At 67.7% G+C, this 16,820-nt stretch carries 11 protein-coding genes; 6 read left to right on the top strand and 5 right to left on the bottom strand.

All coding sequences use genetic code 11. The annotated features are described in order from the left end of the window. From hprK to N2652_04590, 6 genes are all read left to right on the top strand, one after another. Nucleotides 1–942 carry an HPr(Ser) kinase/phosphatase gene (gene hprK, locus N2652_04565; GenBank protein ID MCX7818468.1) on the top strand — a complete coding sequence of 314 codons (942 nt, stop codon included), beginning with the start codon at nt 1–3 and terminating at the stop codon, nt 940–942. Further along, nucleotides 935–1,273 (top strand): HPr family phosphocarrier protein, encoded by a 339-nt coding sequence (locus tag N2652_04570; protein MCX7818469.1) that lies wholly within the window; start codon nt 935–937, stop codon nt 1,271–1,273. The genes hprK and N2652_04570 overlap by 8 nt, the downstream gene beginning before the upstream one ends. Beyond that, nucleotides 1,254–3,023, top strand: a complete 1,770-nt coding sequence (ptsP, locus tag N2652_04575) for a phosphoenolpyruvate--protein phosphotransferase (GenBank protein MCX7818470.1) — start codon at nt 1,254–1,256, stop codon at nt 3,021–3,023. The genes N2652_04570 and ptsP overlap by 20 nt, the downstream gene beginning before the upstream one ends. Nucleotides 3,024–3,085: 62 nt before the next feature. Beyond that, nucleotides 3,086–4,267: a methionine adenosyltransferase gene (gene metK / locus N2652_04580; protein MCX7818471.1), complete on the top strand. Its 1,182-nt coding sequence runs from the start codon at nt 3,086–3,088 to the stop codon at nt 4,265–4,267. 99 nt (nt 4,268–4,366) lie between these two features. Then, on the top strand, nt 4,367–5,791 hold the full coding sequence (locus N2652_04585) for an FHA domain-containing protein (protein ID MCX7818472.1): 1,425 nt from the start codon (nt 4,367–4,369) through the stop codon (nt 5,789–5,791). Beyond that, a complete protein-coding gene (locus N2652_04590; GenBank protein MCX7818473.1) occupies nt 5,788–6,591 on the top strand; it encodes a glycosyltransferase family 2 protein in 804 nt (267 codons plus the stop codon). The genes N2652_04585 and N2652_04590 overlap by 4 nt, the downstream gene beginning before the upstream one ends. 157 nt (nt 6,592–6,748) lie before the next feature. On the opposite strand, the gene rhaB is transcribed toward N2652_04590, so the two are convergent. The 5 genes from rhaB to N2652_04615 all read right to left on the bottom strand — a co-directional run bounded on the left by rhaB (nt 6,749) and on the right by N2652_04615 (nt 16,472). Further along, on the bottom strand, nt 6,749–8,242 hold the full coding sequence (rhaB, locus tag N2652_04595; protein ID MCX7818474.1) for a rhamnulokinase: 1,494 nt from the start codon (nt 8,240–8,242) through the stop codon (nt 6,749–6,751). Between the two features lie 23 nt (nt 8,243–8,265). Next, nucleotides 8,266–9,378, bottom strand: a complete 1,113-nt coding sequence (locus N2652_04600) for a rhamnose/proton symporter RhaT (GenBank protein ID MCX7818475.1) — start codon at nt 9,376–9,378, stop codon at nt 8,266–8,268. 20 nt (nt 9,379–9,398) lie between these two features. Continuing rightward, entirely contained in the window at nt 9,399–10,664 is a 1,266-nt protein-coding gene (locus tag N2652_04605) for an L-rhamnose isomerase (protein ID MCX7818476.1), read from the bottom strand. Between the two features lie 119 nt (nt 10,665–10,783). Then, on the bottom strand, nt 10,784–12,169 hold the full coding sequence (locus N2652_04610) for a PQQ-like beta-propeller repeat protein (GenBank protein MCX7818477.1): 1,386 nt from the start codon (nt 12,167–12,169) through the stop codon (nt 10,784–10,786). Beyond that, nucleotides 12,138–16,472, bottom strand: a complete 4,335-nt coding sequence (locus tag N2652_04615; GenBank protein ID MCX7818478.1) for a DUF4965 domain-containing protein — start codon at nt 16,470–16,472, stop codon at nt 12,138–12,140. The genes N2652_04610 and N2652_04615 overlap by 32 nt, the downstream gene beginning before the upstream one ends. Nucleotides 16,473–16,820: the final 348 nt, after the last annotated feature.

Raw genomic sequence — 16,820 nt, forward strand, 5'->3', positions numbered from 1 at the left:
ATGACGGTACGCCAGTTTGTGGAGGGCGGTCGGCGCACGCTCGAGCTGGAAGTGTTCGACGGCGAGGACCACCTCGACCGGGTGGTGCCGGAACCGGCGATCAACCGCCCCGGGCTGGCGCTGGCGGGTTTCCTGCGATATTTCGCCCACCGCCGCATTCAGGTGATCGGACTGGCGGAGCTGACGTATCTCAAGGGCCTGGCGCCGGAGGAACGGCTGCGCCGGCTGACCGATTTTTTCCAGGCAGAGGTGCCCTGCGTTGTCTTTGCGCGCAGCATCCGACCGCCCCCCGAGGTGCGCGAGCTGGCGGCGCAGCACCGTGTGCCGCTGCTGCGCAGCCATCTGATCACCGGCCGGTTCGTGCAGTTGGCGGCGGTGGTGATCGAGGACCTCACCGCCCCCCGCATGCGCTACCAGGGCACGATGGTGGACATCATGGGCATCGGCGTGATCATCGAAGGGCCCCCGGGCGTCGGCAAGAGTGAGACCGCTCTGAGCCTCATCGCGCGCGGCCACAGCCTGGTCGCCGACGACATGGTGGACCTGCGGCGGCTGGGCGTCGGCGAGATTCTCGGCACCGCACCCGACCTGACACGCTATCACATGGAAATCCGCGGCCTGGGCCTGATCCACGTGCCGAGTCTGTACGGATTGGCCTCGGTGCGACGCGAAAAACGCGTGGACATGATCGTGCGGCTCGAACGCGTGCTGGACGGCACGGAGGAGGAACGCACCGGCCTGGAACAGAAAACCCGCGATGTGCTTGGCGTCGAAATTCCGTATTATCGTATTCCGGTGGTCGCCGGGCGCGACATCAGCCTGGTCGTCGAGGCGGCGGCGCTGAACTTCCGGCTCCGGCAGCTCGGCCATGACGCCGCAAAGGAACTGGATGAACGGATCATGGCGCGCCTGACGCGCGAGAGGATTCGCAGCAGTGACTGACACTCCGAGCTCACCGCAGGATTCGGTGTCCCGCGAGGTGGTGGTTCGCAACCGCTACGGCATCCACGCGCGGCCCGCCGCGCTGCTGGCGAAAACCGCCTCCGCGTACGCGGCCGACATCTACCTGGCAAAGGATGGCGCGGAGGTCTCCGCAAAAAGCGTGATGGGTGTGCTCACGCTGGAGGGCTGCCCCGGCTCGAAAATCCGCATCTCCGCCCGCGGCCCGGATGCGGCGGAGGCGGTGGACGCGCTCGCAAAGTTGTTCGAACTGAAGTTCTTCGAAGACCGGGAGCCGGAGGGCGGCGGGACGGATGGCAGAGTCGGCGGGTGAAGTGGAGCTGCACGGCGTTGGCGTTTCGCCCGGCGTCGTGATCGGCCCGGCGTTTTTGCTGACGCCGGCCGACGTGCACGTTGTCGAGCGAGCGATCAGCGCCGACGAGGTGCCCCGCGAAATCGTCCGCCTCGAGGAGGCGCTGATCACGACCCGCGGCCAGCTGCGCGACATCCAGCGCCGCGTCGAACGGGCGCTCGACCGCCACAGCGCCAGCATTTTCGACGCGCATCTGCTGGTGGTGGACGATCGAGCGTTCATCGAGGAGGTCATCCGGGGTGTGCAGAGCCGGCACGTGAACGTGGAGGCCGTGCTCCACGAGGTCGCACAACGCTACGCGGACACCCTCTCGCAAATGGACGACGAGTACCTCCGCGAACGGGCCGCGGACGTGCGCGACGTCGCGCGCCGGATCTTGATGAACCTCGCCGGCCACCCTCTCTCCGATCTGAGCGGGCTGACCGAGCCTTGCGTGATCGTCGCGCCGGATCTGTCCCCCTCGGACACGGCGACCATGAGCCGCGAGCGGGTGCTGGCGCTGATCACCGACCTGGGCAGTCCCACCTCGCACACCGCGATCATGGCGCGCGCATTTGAGATTCCGGCGGTGGTGGGACTGCGCAACGCCAGCCAGCGCATTTCGAACGGCGATGCGTTGTTGGTCGATGGACAGGTCGGGCGGGTGATCGTACGCCCGTCTGCCGCCACGCGGGAGCGGTATAGCCGCATCGCGCGGGCACGGGAAACTGTGCGGGACCGTCTCGAAACACTCCGCGACCTGCCCGCGCGGACGCGGGACGGCTACGAGGTGGTGCTCTCCGCCAACATCGAGCTGCCACGCGACGTGGATGCAGCGCTTCGGCACGGCGCCCGCGGCATCGGACTGTTCCGCAGCGAGTTTCTCTATCTGTCGCGCCCGACCCTTCCCGACGAGTTCGAGCAGGCCCGCGCCTACGAAGAGGTCGCTCGGCGCGTGGCGCCCGCGCCAGTGATCATCCGCACGCTCGACATCGGCGGAGACAAGTTCGCCTCATCCATTCAGATGCCGAACGAGGTGAACCCCTACCTTGGCTGGCGGGCGATTCGCTTCTGCCTGGCACAACCCGAGCTGTTCCGTACCCAGCTGCGCGGGATTCTCCGGGCCAGCGCCGCCGGCAACGTGAAGATCATGTACCCGATGATCAGCAACGTGGAGGAGGTGATCCAGGCGAATGCGCTGCTCGAACAGGCCAAACAGGAACTGGCAGCGGATGGCGTCGAGTTCGACCGTGACATCGAGGTCGGTATCATGATCGAAGTGCCGTCCGCCGCGCTCGTCGCCGCACAGCTGGCTGCCCGCGTGCGGTTCTTCAGCATCGGCACCAACGACCTGATCCAGTACACGCTGGCGGTGGACCGCGTGAACGCGCAGGTCACCTACCTCTATGAACCCACTCACCCGGCGATACTCCGGCTGCTACAGCAAACCATCGAGGCCGCCCGGGCCACCGGCATCTGGACCGGCGTCTGCGGCGAAATGGGCGGACAGGCCACGCTCGCGCCGCTGCTGGTCGGGCTGGGCGTGGACGAACTCAGCATGAGCCCCGCGGTGATCCCCCTGGTAAAGGCGGTCATCCGCAGCGTCTCGTATTCCGAGTGCGAGTCGCTCGCCGCCCGCGCGCTGGAGCTGGAGCGCGGCTCCGATGTTCTGGCGCTCTGCCGCACGTTGACAGAGCAACGCTGCCCGGAGATAGTGGAGTACTTGGGCTGACGCCCGACCGGCACAGGGCCGGCCGGCGAAGTCGGCGGGGATCAACGCACATGGACCAACGGTTGCGGCGTTTCGTGTTTACCTCTGAATCGGTTACAGAAGGTCATCCCGACAAGGTCTGCGATGGCATATCAGACGTGGTGCTCGATGCCTGCCTGCGGGAGGACCCCTTCAGCCGGGTCGCCTGCGAGGCCCTCGTGAAAACCCGCCTGATCGTGATCGCCGGCGAAATCACCACCTCCGCCCAGGTTCCGTTTGTGGAGATTGCGCGCAAGAAGGTCGAAGCGATCGGTTACACCGACCCTTCCATCGGTTTCGACGCCAGCAGCTGCGCGGTGCTCGTTGCGCTGGAGAAACAGTCGCCGGACATTGCGCAGGGTGTGGACGCCCGTCGCGCGAAGGGCAAGGCCGGCGGCAAAGAACAGGGTGCCGGCGACCAGGGCATGATGTTCGGCTTTGCCTGCGACGAGACCCCGGAGCTGATGCCCGCACCCATCATGTACGCCCACCACCTCGCCCGCCGCCTGACCCAAGCCCGCCGCACCCGTGCGCTCAAGTTCCTTCGGCCGGACGGGAAGACCCAGGTGACGGTGCGCTACGAAGAGGGGCGGCCGGTCGCCATTGATACGGTCGTGGTGTCGTGCCAGCACACACCGGACGTTTCGCTGCGCGAAATTCGCGAGGGCATTCTCGAAGAAGTGATCCGGCCCTCCCTGCCTGCGGAGATGCTGCGCAGGAACACTCGCTACTTCATCAATCCGACCGGCCGGTTCGTTGTAGGCGGCCCTCAGGGAGACTGCGGGGTCACCGGCCGCAAGATCATCGTGGACACATACGGCGGCATGGGCCGTCACGGAGGAGGCGCGTTCTCCGGCAAGGACCCCTCCAAGGTGGATCGCAGCGCGGCGTATATGGCGCGGTACATCGCGAAGAACATCGTCGCGGCAAAGCTGGCTGCCCGCTGCGAGGTGCAACTGGCGTATGTGATCGGCTATCCCGATCCGGTTTCGATTCACGTGGAGACGTTCGGTACCGCCCGCGTGCCCGAAGAGCGGCTCGAAGAGGGGATTCGCCGTGTCTTCCGGCTGAAACCGGCCGAAATCATTGAGGACTTGCAGCTGCGGCGACCGATTTACGAGCGGACGTCCGCCTACGGCCATTTCGGCCGCTGTTCCCCCGAAGATCTCGAGACGTTCACATGGGAGCGCACCGACCGCGCCGAGGCGATTCGCGCGGCGGTCTGATTGCTCCATGCGCGGTCCGCCCCGACTTGTGAGGCGATGCACGCCGGGGCAACATGAGGGGCGGGCGCGGGTGGTCGCGTCCTGCGAGGGACGATTGGGTTGATCTTCCGGCTCGTCATCCTGAACGGCCCCCGCCAGGGGGAGCGGATCACCGTTCCGTTGGAGCCGTTGCTGGTCGGCCGGGCGCCGGAGTGCAGCCTTCGACTGGACGACCCCGAGGTCGCCGAACGGCACGCGGTCATCGAGCACTTTCAGGGCGGTCTGCTGATCCACGATCTCGGTTCGATGAACCGTATCTTGGTCAACAAAAGGGAAACCGCCCGATCCATCCTGAAACACGGCGACGAAATCGAGCTGGGGCGCACGCGCCTGCTGGTGCAGGCGTTCGTGCAGGCGGAGGTGAAGGGCCGACCGGCGGAACTCATTGACGAGGCGCCGGTCGGCCGCGGTATGCGGGTGGCGCTGGTCCTGATCGTGGTCGTACTCGCGGTGCTGGCGGTCGGCCGGGCGGTTGTGCGCAGGCCCTCGCCGAGGTTCCCCGCAGAGCCCTCCTCTTTGGCGGCGACCTCCGCCGTGCCGGCGATCGCGATCGAACTGCCGCCACCCAGCCCCGCGCCACCCGCCACACCAGTGATCGTGGTCACCAGTGCCGCACCGGACGAGGCAACGGTGGAGGAGATTCGGCGGTTGCGCGCGGAGCTCGCACTGCTGCAGAGTTCGTTCCGGGCGATGGCGACGCAGGCGGCCGCGACCGCCGGCAGCACTCGCCCCTCCACGTCACCTCCACCCGCGGCGGCCGCCACCGCCGCGCCGCCGACGCGCGCAGAGCTGAGCGCGCGCACCCTTGCCCGCGCCAGGGCGGAAGCCGCCGCCGGTCGCTGGGAGGCGGCCGACCGTCTGCTGGCCGAGCTGCAGCGGGAGGACCCCGACCTGCTGGCCGCGTACGAGCTGCGTGCGACCTGGCTCGAACAACGTGGGCAAATCGAAGCGGCACTTGCGCAGTGGGCGCAATTGTATCAGCGTGCGGCGGATCGTCCCGAGGCCGCACGCGCAGCGGAAGAATGGGCGCGGCTCTCGCTGGAACAGCGCCGTGCCGGTACCGCGCGCGCCGGCCGCGTGACCGTTGCGGAGCTCACCATCCAGCGGTTTCCCGACTCTCAGGACTACGACGACATGCGCCTGGTGCGCATCGTGCTGCGCAGCTCGGGCACACAGCCGCCCCCGCCCGCCTCGCTGCGTGTCGAGGTGGTGATGTTCGATGAGTCCGCCGATGGCCGCACGGTGGCGCTCACCCGCGCGATGCCCGCGCAGGTTCGCGCGTGGGTCGGCGAGGCCTGGTCCGCGGAGGGCACGCTCAATGCGAGCGCGGCCTACGTCGTGCCCGCCGGCTTCCGCCGCCAGTCCGCGACCCGCTTCCACGGTTGCATCGTGCGCGTGTACTGCGACGATCGTCTTGAAGACGAGATTGCACGCCCCATGGACCTGCTGATCCGCGCCTCCGCCGGCGTCCGGGCTAGCCTATGAGCGAGGATGACCGTCCCCCCATCTCCGCCTGCGTGATCTGTTTCAATGAGGAACGAAAAATCCGCCGTTGTCTCGAGAGTGTGCGGTGGTGCGCGGAGACCGTGGTGCTCGACAGCTTCAGCACCGACCGCACGGTTGAAATCGCCCGCGAGTACACGAACCGCGTGCACCAGCACGAATGGCTCGGCTACGTCGGCCAGCGCAACCTCGTGCGGAGTCTCGCGACGCAACCCTGGCTGCTGTTCCTCGACTCCGACGAAGAGGTCTCCCCCGGCCTGCGCGACGAAGTGATCGAGGAGTTCCGCCGTGGGCCCGCCCCGCACGTCGGCTACGAGTTTCCCCGGATGGTGCAGTACCTCGGGCGCTGGATCCGCCATGGGGAGTGGTACCCGGACATCAAGCTGCGGCTGTTCCACCGCGACTATGGGCGGTCGGAAGGGATCGAGCCGCACGATCGTGTCGTCGTAACCGGCCCGGTGAAGCGTTTGCGGAATCCCCTCTACCACTATACGTACGACGACATCGAGGACCACGTCGCAACGCTGAACCGGTTTTCGACGATCACCGCGCAACAAAAGTTTGTTGCGGGCGACCGTTTCCACTGGCACGACTTACTACTGCGCCCGCCGCTGCGCTTCATCAAGGGATACATTTTGCGCGCCGGCTTTCTCGACGGCACCCACGGCCTGCTCATTGCTCTGCTGGCCGCGATGGGCGCCGCGCTGAAGTACGCAAAGCTCTGGGAACTGCATCGGCAGGCGCGCCTCCAAGGCCGGGCAGCTCCACCCGCCCCCTCGTGACGCGGGCGGTTCTGACGCTGAACCCAGTGCGACGGCACACACGGCGACCTGCCGAGGCCCCCTTTCGGAGCACACAGGAGGCAGACTGCGGCGAAAGTTCCGTGATCGCCCGCGGCGGCTGGTGAGCGACGCCCCCCTACCTCCCTCTCCCAGGCGCTCAGGCGCGGCGGCGGAACGACGCCCAGCGGGCCGCAGCCTCCGCCCACGGCGTGCCGTCGCCCGGGTCGAACGTTCGCATCTCACAGGACCGCCGAACCGCCTCGCGAATTTCCTCAAGCGAACCGATCTCGCCGCTTGCGCGGATCTGAACCAGCAGATTGCCCAGTGCGGTCGCTTCCACCGGGCCGGCCCGCACCTGGCGCTGACAGGCATCCGCAGTGAACTGGTTGAGCAGATCGTTTTGCGAGCCACCACCGACGATGTGGATCACTTCGATGCGGTTGCCGGCGAGTTCCTCCAGATGGCCCAGCACCTGCCGGTACTTCAGCGCGAGGCTCTCATACGCGCAGCGCACCAGTTCGCCGTCGCTCTTCGGCACCGGCTGGCCGGTGTCCTGACAGAACGACTGAATGGCACGGGGCATGTCCGGCGGATTCAGGAAGCGCGGATCATCCGGGTCCACCAGCGAGCGCAGCGGTGGCGCTTCCGCGGCCAATCGCACGAGCTCCGCATAGGTATAGGAACGGCCCGCCGCCTCGAACGACCGGCGGCACTGCTGCACCAGCCACAGCCCCATGATGTTCTTCAGCAACCGCACCGTGCCGTCCACCCCGCCCTCGTTGGTCATGTTCAGCTCGAGCGCGCGGTCCGTGAGCACCGGCCGCCGCATTTCAACGCCCATCAGCGACCAGGTGCCCGAGCTGAGGTACGCCCAGTCCGTACGGCCGGTACGGTCCGAAGGCACGCCGGCCACCGCGCTGGCGGTATCATGCGTGGGCGGGGCGACCACGCGTACTGTCGGCGGCAGGCCCGCACGCTCGGCGACGAGCCGACGCAGCGGTCCCAGATCGGTGCCGGGCTGCACCATTGCGGGAAAGATATGGGTCGGAATTCCGAACTTCTTCAGCAGGCCGCGCGCCCAGGCGCGGCGGACCGGATTCACGCACTGGGAGGTGGAGGCATCGGTGAACTCGACAACCTTCGAGCCGCACAGCAGCCAGTGGAAAAGATCCGGCATCATCAGCAGTGTGCCGGCGTGCTCCAGCAGGTCGGGGTGGCTGCGCCGCATCGCCAGCAGCTGGTAGAGCGTGTTGATCTGCATGAACTGGATGCCGGTCTGCCGGAAGATTTCCGCGCGCGGCACCATCCGGAACGCGCGCGCGAGCATGCCGTCGGTGCGGGCGTCCCGGTAGTGCCACGGCTGCGCAAGCAGCTCGCCGCGGCGACTCAGCAGCGCGAAGTCCACTCCCCAGGTGTCGGTACCGACCGAGACGATCTGCGGCCCGTGTTCCCGCGCCGCGGCGGCCAGGCCGTTCTGAATCTCCGCCCAAAGCCGCACGACGTCCCACCGCATCGAGTCGGCCCACCAGACCGGTCCGTTCTGGAATCGGTGGACCTCCTGGAGCCGCAGGGTGCGCCCGTTCCAGAGGCCGGCCATGACACGCCCGCTCTCCGCGCCCAGATCCACTGCCAGATACACCTTTGTGCTCATCGCGCGTCCTCCCGGCTGTTTGTTCAGTTCCGCACACCGGCAGCGGGCGAAGGGGCCTCGGGGCGGGCTGGCACCACGGACTGCTTCACGTGCCCGCTCAAACCGGCGGCGACGACCGACGCGAACAACAGCACCAGGCCGCCCGCCAGACGGGAGCGCGTGCGAGAACTTGTGCCCTTCCACTCGCCGAGCACGATGCCCAGCAGCGTGCTGAACCCGATCGCGCTGGCCATCAGCACCGCCCAACCGATGTACGCGCGCGGTCCCATCGCCGGCTCACCGGTCTTGAAACAGATGAACTGCGAACACCAGATTGCCCCCGCCAACGCCGCCAGCAGATAGTTCGCCGCCAGCGGCGCAGACGCCCGGTGATAGTCGCCCAGCGTCCGGTTCCTGACATTCAGATGCAGGCACCACAGCGCATTGACCACAAAGCCACCCAGCAGCACCACGACCAGCACCGGCATCCCTGCCCATGCCGCCGCAGTGACCGGTTCGGTCTCCCGCGCGAGCTTCTCGATGGTGCGGCCGCCCTGCAAACCAAAACTCATCGCGGAGCTCATCACGCCCGAAAACACCGCGACCAGCAGCCCCTTCCGGAAGTTGTACTCCGCGACCGCCTTTTTCTTTTCCTCCTCCGGCAGTTCCCGTTCCTTCGACATGCCGGCCATTCCCACCAGCGCGATGCCGGCCAGCGACAGCATGACACCCAGCAGCGACAGGTTCGCCGCCGGAGTGCCCGCCAGGTCCGCCGCACGCCCCTCCAGGATCGGCGGAATCAACGTGCCGGTCGCCGAACACAGGCCGCACCCGATCGCCAGCCCCAGCCCAACGCCCAGATAGCGGATCATCAGTCCCCATGTCAGCCCTCCGATCCCCCATGCCGCACCGTACAGGAAGCAGCGCACGATTTCGCGCGCCGGTGCCGCGCGGAGCACCGCGACCACGTTGGGCGAAGTGGTCCACGCCAGCAGCCAGGGCACCAACACCAGCCCCGCCACCGCATACACCAACCAGTAGCTTTCCCACGCCCACTCGCGAATTTTCTTGAAGGGCAGGTAAAACACCGCCCCCGCCAGCCCGCCCAGCGTGAAGAGCAACACTCCCAGCATCGGATTGGTCGCGTGCGTGCTCATCGCCCGTCCCCTCCAGTTCTTCAGCGCCGCTTCGAGAGCACATCGGCCTCATAGCGGCGGACTTCGGCCAGCCATGCGTCGCCGACGGGGACATCCTGCGTCATGCAATAGTAATCCCACACCGCGCCGAAGGGCAGCGTCTTGAGCTCCTCCATCAGCGCGAGGCGGCCGGTGTAATCGCCCGCCAGTTCCATGTCGCGCAGGCGGCGATACGGCTCAAGCAGCGCGTACAGCAGCGCACGGGCCATGTTGCGCGTACCGATCACCCACGCCGCCACCCGGTTGATGCTCGCATCAAAGTAGTCCAGCCCGATGTGCGTCCGGTCGAGGAAATCGCCGCGCACCAGCTCCTGCGCGATCGCAATCAGATCGTCGTTCAGAATCACCACGTGGTCGCTGTCCCAGCGCACGCCCCGGCTCACGTGCAGCAGGATCTCCGGCACAAAGCGCAACACCGCAGAAATTTTGTCCGCAATGGTCTCGGTCGGATGGTAATGCCCCGCATCGAGGGTCAGCACGATTTGATGCTTCACCGCATAGCCGAGATAGAACTCGTGCGAGCCGACGGTCATGCTCTCGCATCCGATTCCAAAAAGCTTGCCCTCAACCGCGTCCCGGTTCCAGCGGCGATCCACCTTCGCGGCGAGAATCTGATCGAGCGACTCCTCCAGCCGCGCGCGGAAACCCGCGCGATCGGCCGGCGTGTCCTTCATGCCATCCGGCACCCAGATGTTCGTGACGACCGGATTGTTCAACGCCCGCCCCATCGCGGCGCCGATCCGACGGCAAGCGACGCAGTGGGCGATCCAGAACTGCCGGATCGCTCGATCGGGATGCGACAGCGTGAAACCATCCGCCGCTTTCGGATGCGAGAAGCAGGTCGGATTGAAATCGAGGCCGATCCGCAGTCGCTTCGCCCAGTCCACCCACCCTTGGAAGTGCTCGGGACCGATTTGGTCGCGATCCACCTTCCGACCGCCAAACTCTCCGTAGAACGCATGGATGTTGAACCGGTGCGGGCCGGGAATCAGTGAGAATGCCTTTTCCGCATCCGCGCGAAGCTCGTCCGGCGTGCGCGCCTTGCCCGGATAGTTGCCGGTCGCCGCCAGCCCTCCCCCCAGCGTCCCGTCGAAATGCTCAAACCCCCCCACATCGTCGCCCTGCCAGCAGTGCAGCGAAATCGGCACGTTCGCGAGTCGCCGGACCGCCGCATCCGTATCCACGCCCAGCTCGGCGTAACGCTCCTTCGCCATCCGGTACGCCCGCTCGACCGTTCTGTTCGTCATCACAACCCCCATTGTTCTGTAGGACAGACCCTCAGCGCGTCGAACGCAACCGAACCACGCGGCAATGGTGTCGAAACCGTCCGGAAAACGCAACGTGGTCGGTGCCCGGTCGGTCCCGTTCAGCGGACGGCGACTCGCCAACACCACAGCCGTGGCGAGCCACCAGTGAGAAGATCGCGGTCATTCTGCACCACCAGCAGTCGCCCGCGCGAAAACGCCGGCGGGCTCCACGTCTGCCGCGCGAAGAACGGCGACACGTGGCCCAGCAGTTCGACGCGCTCGCGCGAGAGACGCAACCAGAGCAGATGCCCCAGCTCACCGAGGCAGATCATTCGCCCCCCCGCCTCCGCCAACCAGCCGCGCATCACGCCAACGGTCACCGGCCGTCGCCCGTCCGCCAGCGGCACCTGCTCGACCCAGCGCAGGCGGTCGCGCCAGAGCGTCGCACCGGTCTCGAGATCCAGACACAACAGCGCGTTGTCACCGGGGCCGTGTCCGACGATCAGAAATGCGCAGCCGTCGCGCGCAAGTGGTTGCATGATGTGGACCCCAGTTTCGCGGTTCGTCCATACCGGCGTCAGACGGCCGTCCACCCCAACGCGCAGCATCACCGTGCCACGGCCATAGCATTCCGAAATCAAGACGCGGTCAGCGACGACCAGCGGCGGCGCCGCATTCACGGACTCATGGGGACGGCCGCGCCAAGGGAAGCGATCCAGCTCCCGGCCGTCCGCCGGATCGAGCACGAGCAGTCCACCATTGGGCGGTCGGCTCTCACCCCCGGTAAACACAAACAGCCGGCGCCGGCCGTGCACGGTCGCCGCAACCGGCGCCGCGTATCCGGCGGACCAGCCATGGCCCGAGGCCCACACCTCGCGCCCGCTCGCCGGATCGAGCGCGATCACACAGGGGCCGCCTTCCGGTGCGCCCACCACGACCACCAGTTTGCCTCCCTCCAGCAGTGGCGTGGCGCCCATCCCGAAAAAATTTTGTCGCAGCCGGTACTCCGCCGCCAGGTCACGCGTCCAAAGGAGCCGCCCGTCAGCCGCGCTCAGCACGTCCAGCCGCGCGTCGGCACCCAGCATGAATACACGCCCGTCGCCGACGACCGGACTGCAGCGCGGTCCGCCGTTGTAGTTGTAGCGGTCCACATAGGCGGTTGGCCGGCTGAACCGCCAGAGCCGCCGGCCGCTTTCCAGCTCGAGGCAGTCCACGATCGCCTCGTCGCCCAGCCGGTGGCCCAGGAAAACGCGGCCGTCGGCGACGACCGGCGCCGCATAGCCCTCGCCCTTCGGGTACGTCCACTCAACCGGCAGCCCTCCGGCCGGCGGGCGCTCCGGCCAACCGGTTTCCCGCGTGGTCATGTCCAGATGCGGGCCCAGGAGGTGGGGCCAGTCTGAGACAACCGCCGGGGCCTCCGGCACCGTGGCGGCCGCGCCGGCCAGCAGCAGCATGGCGAGGGGCGCGGCGACGTCAGCGCACCGTTTCGCACACCAGGCCGACATCCACGTACTGGCCGCCACCGGTCTGCCGGCAGGTGACGGCGATCGTGAGCGGTCCGGCGTCCAGCGTGCGCACCAGGTCAGGCGCCAGCGGTACCAGTTCATAGCTGGTCAGAAAGCCGCTCTGTCGGAACGCGAGGCGGCCATTCAGGTAGACCTCGACGTCTTCATCGTGGTGGATGCGCAGCCACACGCGGCTGTTGCGCAGATCCGGAATGGTGACGCGTCGGCGCAGCCAGATGCGCTCGGTGTTCCATTCCGTGCCGACCGCGGCGCCGGGCGTGCCGGGCGTGCCGAAGCCGCCCGGCGCCTCTCCCCAGGCCGAGTCGTCAAAGTCCGGACGGCTCCACTCCGGCGGCGGGGCCCTCAGCGAGTACCGCCACAGCTGCGGCGAGTCGTCCGACGTCGGCACGATCGCGCGTAACGCGGGCGGCGGCGGGATCGGTGCGTACTGATCGGCCTTGGTGCGGTCGCGCGCAGCCCATTTGCGCCAGATGTCGTCGTGGTAGAGGACCGGCAGAAACACCGCGCCGACGACGGGGCGGGCGGTGAAGCCGCGTTTGCGGGCAGTGGAGGTGAAGTACCAGTCGGTCATCGGGGAGCGATCCGGCGTTTCGTTCAGGAAACGGATCACCGGCATCACGAGCGCGTCGAAGTCACGTTGGCGGCCGGTGAGGGTGGCGGTCCAGACGATCCAGTCGAGCTTCGTGTAGTCGGCGCGGTTGTCGAGCGGCAGGCCATAGCGGTTTTGCACGCGGCGGTAGTGCGCCATTTCGCGGCGGGCGACCTCGGGGGGAAAGAGATGGAGGCCCAACAGCCGGTCCCACACCAGGTTGTACTTCTGGCTCCACGTGCCGGGCCGATCGAACGCAAGCCGGTAGTGGTCGCCGTCGTCAGCGGCGCGCATCCACTGGGCGGCAAATTGCCGCGCGAGGTCCCGGAACTGCGCGGCTCGTGCGTTGTCGCCCCAGGCCTCACAGAGCTGAGCATAGGCGCCGAGCGCGCAGATCGCTTTCAGGCTGAGGTTCGCATTGTGGGCGAGGTGACCGGCGAAGTCGTCGGTGCAGAGCTGGTGCTCCGGATCGAATCCCTTCTCGCGCAGATATTCCGCCCAGCGGTCCAGCTGCGGCCGCCACCGCGCCGCGAAGTTCGCATGACCTTCCAGTTTCGCGACCGCGGCCATCAGCAGCAGCAGATTGCCGCTTTCCTCCACCGGCATCTGATTGGCCTCGCTGGTTTCGCCGCCGCCGTAGCGCTGGCCGTTCGCGTGCGGATAGGTGCCCAGATCGTGCGGCGCGAACGGAAACCGCCACCGCTCCGAAGCCGCGTAGTTCATGAACGGCACCAGGAAGGAGCGCGCGAGCGACGGACCGAAGAGCAGAAACTGCGGCGCCATGGGATAGAAGACATCCGCGGTGCCGATGCAGCCGTTGGAGTGGTTCTCCTTCGAGAACTGGATCGGCTGGCCGTTCGCGTCGGCGACAAACTTCCCCGCACCGAAGCACTGGCGGTACGCGAGCGCGGCGAGCCGCGCATACGGACGGCCACCTACGCGTTCGAGGTCCGCCATCAGTTCTCGATCAAACGCTTCGCAACGACGGCTGAGCTCGCGGAAGTCGCGCGCGGCGGCGGCCAGCAGGTCGGCGGCCTCCCAGCCGGCGCGTCGCCAGTAGGGCCGCAGATCGGTCTGCATGTACCGAATGGACCAGAGATCGTCGTAGGCGAGCATCAGCCAGCCGAGCGCACCGTCGCGGTCGGCGCGCCCGAGGTTCATCGCGAGCGCGCCCCAGGGAGCCTCGGCGGCCGCGGCAGGGGCCGACGTGCTCGTTGCGTCCGGCGGCCAGGTGCCGGACTCCGCAAACGCGGCGCGCAGCCGCAGCGGGTCGCCCAGCGCGGTCGTCGCCCCTTCGCGCGCCGGCGCGGCCAGGTAGAGGTACCCCCAGTCAATCCGCACGTCATCGCCGCGGCGCACGAGGACCGGCTGGTCCACGGTGCCCACGCGCAGCGCGACGAGGCCCTCCATCGAAGGCGCAGTCCATTCGACGATCTGCGCCGGCTCGTTCACCGCCAGCTCCGGCGCCACATCGAGGTAGAACTGCGCTGTTCGGACACGACCATCCAGCGGCCGCACAAAACAACTTACGTACGTGACCGGGCGCGACAGGATGTCGAGATCTTCCGGCAATACGGGCGTGATGAACGCCAGCGACACGCGCACTCCGTCCTCCTCGAAGTGGTAAATCGTGCGCGTGGGCAGCACCTCGAGCGAAGCGAGCCGCATCGGCGGGATCGAGCGCGGCGACGAGCCGAGCAGCCGCCACGTCCGCCCGTCCAGGCGGAGCAGCGCGGTGAGCCGGTGCGGCCGCCCCGTCCAGTGCTCGGTGGGCGCAGCGGCGGGGTGGTCGGCCGGCGACCAGATACTGAAATAGGGGTCGTGGACCACCAGCGGCACCGCGGGCGGCGTCAAGCGGTCGGGCGCATGCCGGCGGGACTCTGGAGGCGCATACAGGCGGCGGATGTGCGGCGCAACCCGTTCCGGCGGAATCTTGAACACCGCGCGGTCGTAGGTCATCAGACCGTTCACCTCGATCTCCACGTCCGTCGTCTGCGTGTAGACCGCGGCGGATAGACCGGGCGCGCCGGTCAAGGGGTGCAGCCGGTCGATCAAATCGAGAAACGCCTCGGTGAGATAGTTCGTGTCGCGGTAGGTGCGGTAGCCCCAGTTGCGGTCGGGCTGCCACAGATGGCCGGCGAGCGGCAGACCAAGTCCGCCGAATTCACCCAGCACGAGCGCGCGGCGCGGGTCGAGCTCGTTCGGCGCCACGGGATCGGGATAGTGGTGCAGATCGCGGACGTCACCGCTGCCGCGATCATGCCAGCCGCTGGCCTCGTTCACAGGGCGCGTCGGATCCAGCTGGCGAACCAGCTCAGTGTAACGGGCGGTCTCGTGCTGGCCCCAGCCCTCATTGAAGGGAATCCACATCACGATCGATGGATGGTTGAAGCGCTGGGTGACCATCGCGCGCAGCTCCCGCTCAAACTGCGCGGCGGCCTCGTCGGAACGGCGCCGGTCCAGCCGCCCGTCGCCGGCGTCCGCGTTGGGCATGTCCTGGAAGACCAGCATGCCGAGCCGGTCGCACCACCAGTACCAGCGCTCGGGCTCGACCTTCACATGCTTGCGGATCAGGTTCATGCCATAGGCGCGCGTCGTTTCGATGTCGAAGCGGAGCGCCTCGTCGGTGGGCGCGGTGTACAGGCCTTCCGGCCACCAGCCCTGGTCGAGGGGGCCGAACATGAACAACGGCCGCCCGTTCAGGTGCAGCCGCAGCACGCCGGCCGCATCGCGACGGACCTCGATCGAACGCAGACCCGCATACGAGGTGACCCGGTCTACCGCCTGTGTGCCGCACCAGAGCGTCACCGCCAGGTCGTAAAGATGCGGTGACTCGGGCGACCACAGCTTCGGGCTCGGGATCTCCACGCGCAGCACCGCATCGGCCGGCCCGCGCGCGACCGCAACACGGCGCCCGTTGTCGAGCACCTCCACGCCCAGCTCCAGCGGGCCGGCGTCGGCCGGGGGCGGCCCGTGGCAGGCGGTGTCCGCCTCGAGCTCCAGCGAGCCGTCCGCCGCGCGCGGTGTCACGCGCAGCGAACAGATGTGCGCGCGCGGCACCGGCTCGAGCCACGGTGTCTGCCAGATGCCGGAGACCGGCGTGTACCAGATCCCATGAGGGTTCAAGTGCTGTTTGCCGCGCGGCTGGTACCCGGCGGAGGTCGGGTCCCACACCGCGACCATGAGCGTCTGTGTGGGTCCCGGCTGTAGAGCATCGGTGACGTCGAACGAAAATGCGTCGTACCCGCCGCGGTGGCGGCCAACCTCTCGGCCGTTCACGATCACCACTGCCTCCCAGTCGACCGCGCCGAAGTGCAGCAACAGCCGCCGGTCGCGCCACCCTTCCGGCACCACGAACGTCCGGCGGTACCAGAGGCGCTCCGCCGGCGACACTCGCCGCCCCACGCCGCTGAGCGCCGACTCGACCGGATAGGGCACCAGAATGCGAAGCGGCCATTCGGACGGTGCCGCCGCGTTCGTCGGCGTGACCGCCAGCTCCCAGACTCCGTTGAGATTCTGCCAGTCCGTCCGTACCAGCGTCGGCCTCGGGTACTCCGGCCAGGGAGCCTCAGGATTCACCCGTGCCGCCCAGCGTGTCCGGAGCCCTCGTGGCGCATTCGTGGGCTGACCTCCTCCGTTGACGACCAGCGCAAGCCACAGAATGACCGACAAGAAGATTCGATGTCGCGGCATCGTCTTCGCTCCTTTTCCGGGCACTCGGGTGATCCCTGAAGACCGCCTCAGATGGTCAATCTTGTGCTCCGACCAAGTCAAGCGAGCGGCGTTGAATTGAAGCGGCGCGGCGAGACGATCGGCGAGCACGGTGGTCGCCCGGATTCGGCGTCCAAGGATGGGAGGTTCAGAGCGGGAACTTGTCCAAGGCATGGAGCCCCGACGCCCACGGCCGGTGGAAGGGAAGATCCAAACATTGGACGGACGAGGGATTTGGACGTATGTTGGTGGCTGCGTGAGGCGAGGACGGCCGGTCTGACGCCGAGGGACCCGCCGGTGTGCCGCAGGGATCTCACCGCGCAGGTCGCC

The organism is Kiritimatiellia bacterium (assembly GCA_026417735.1).
Lineage (GTDB): Bacteria > Verrucomicrobiota > Kiritimatiellia > PWTM01 > PWTM01 > CAACVY01.

Bases quoted from the DNA above. Each gene is read 5' to 3' on its own strand.
- hprK (MCX7818468.1), top strand. From the start codon at position 1: ATGACGGTACGCCAGTTTGTGGAGGGCGGTCGGCGCACGCTCGAGCTG.
- ptsP (MCX7818470.1), top strand. From the start codon at position 1,254: ATGGCAGAGTCGGCGGGTGAAGTGGAGCTGCACGGCGTTGGCGTTTCG.
- N2652_04590 (MCX7818473.1), top strand. From the start codon at position 5,788: ATGAGCGAGGATGACCGTCCCCCCATCTCCGCCTGCGTGATCTGTTTC.
- rhaB (MCX7818474.1), bottom strand. From the start codon at position 8,242: ATGAGCACAAAGGTGTATCTGGCAGTGGATCTGGGCGCGGAGAGCGGG.
- N2652_04600 (MCX7818475.1), bottom strand. From the start codon at position 9,378: ATGAGCACGCACGCGACCAATCCGATGCTGGGAGTGTTGCTCTTCACG.
- N2652_04605 (MCX7818476.1), bottom strand. From the start codon at position 10,664: ATGACGAACAGAACGGTCGAGCGGGCGTACCGGATGGCGAAGGAGCGT.
- N2652_04610 (MCX7818477.1), bottom strand. From the start codon at position 12,169: ATGTCGGCCTGGTGTGCGAAACGGTGCGCTGACGTCGCCGCGCCCCTC.
- N2652_04615 (MCX7818478.1), bottom strand. From the start codon at position 16,472: ATGCCGCGACATCGAATCTTCTTGTCGGTCATTCTGTGGCTTGCGCTG.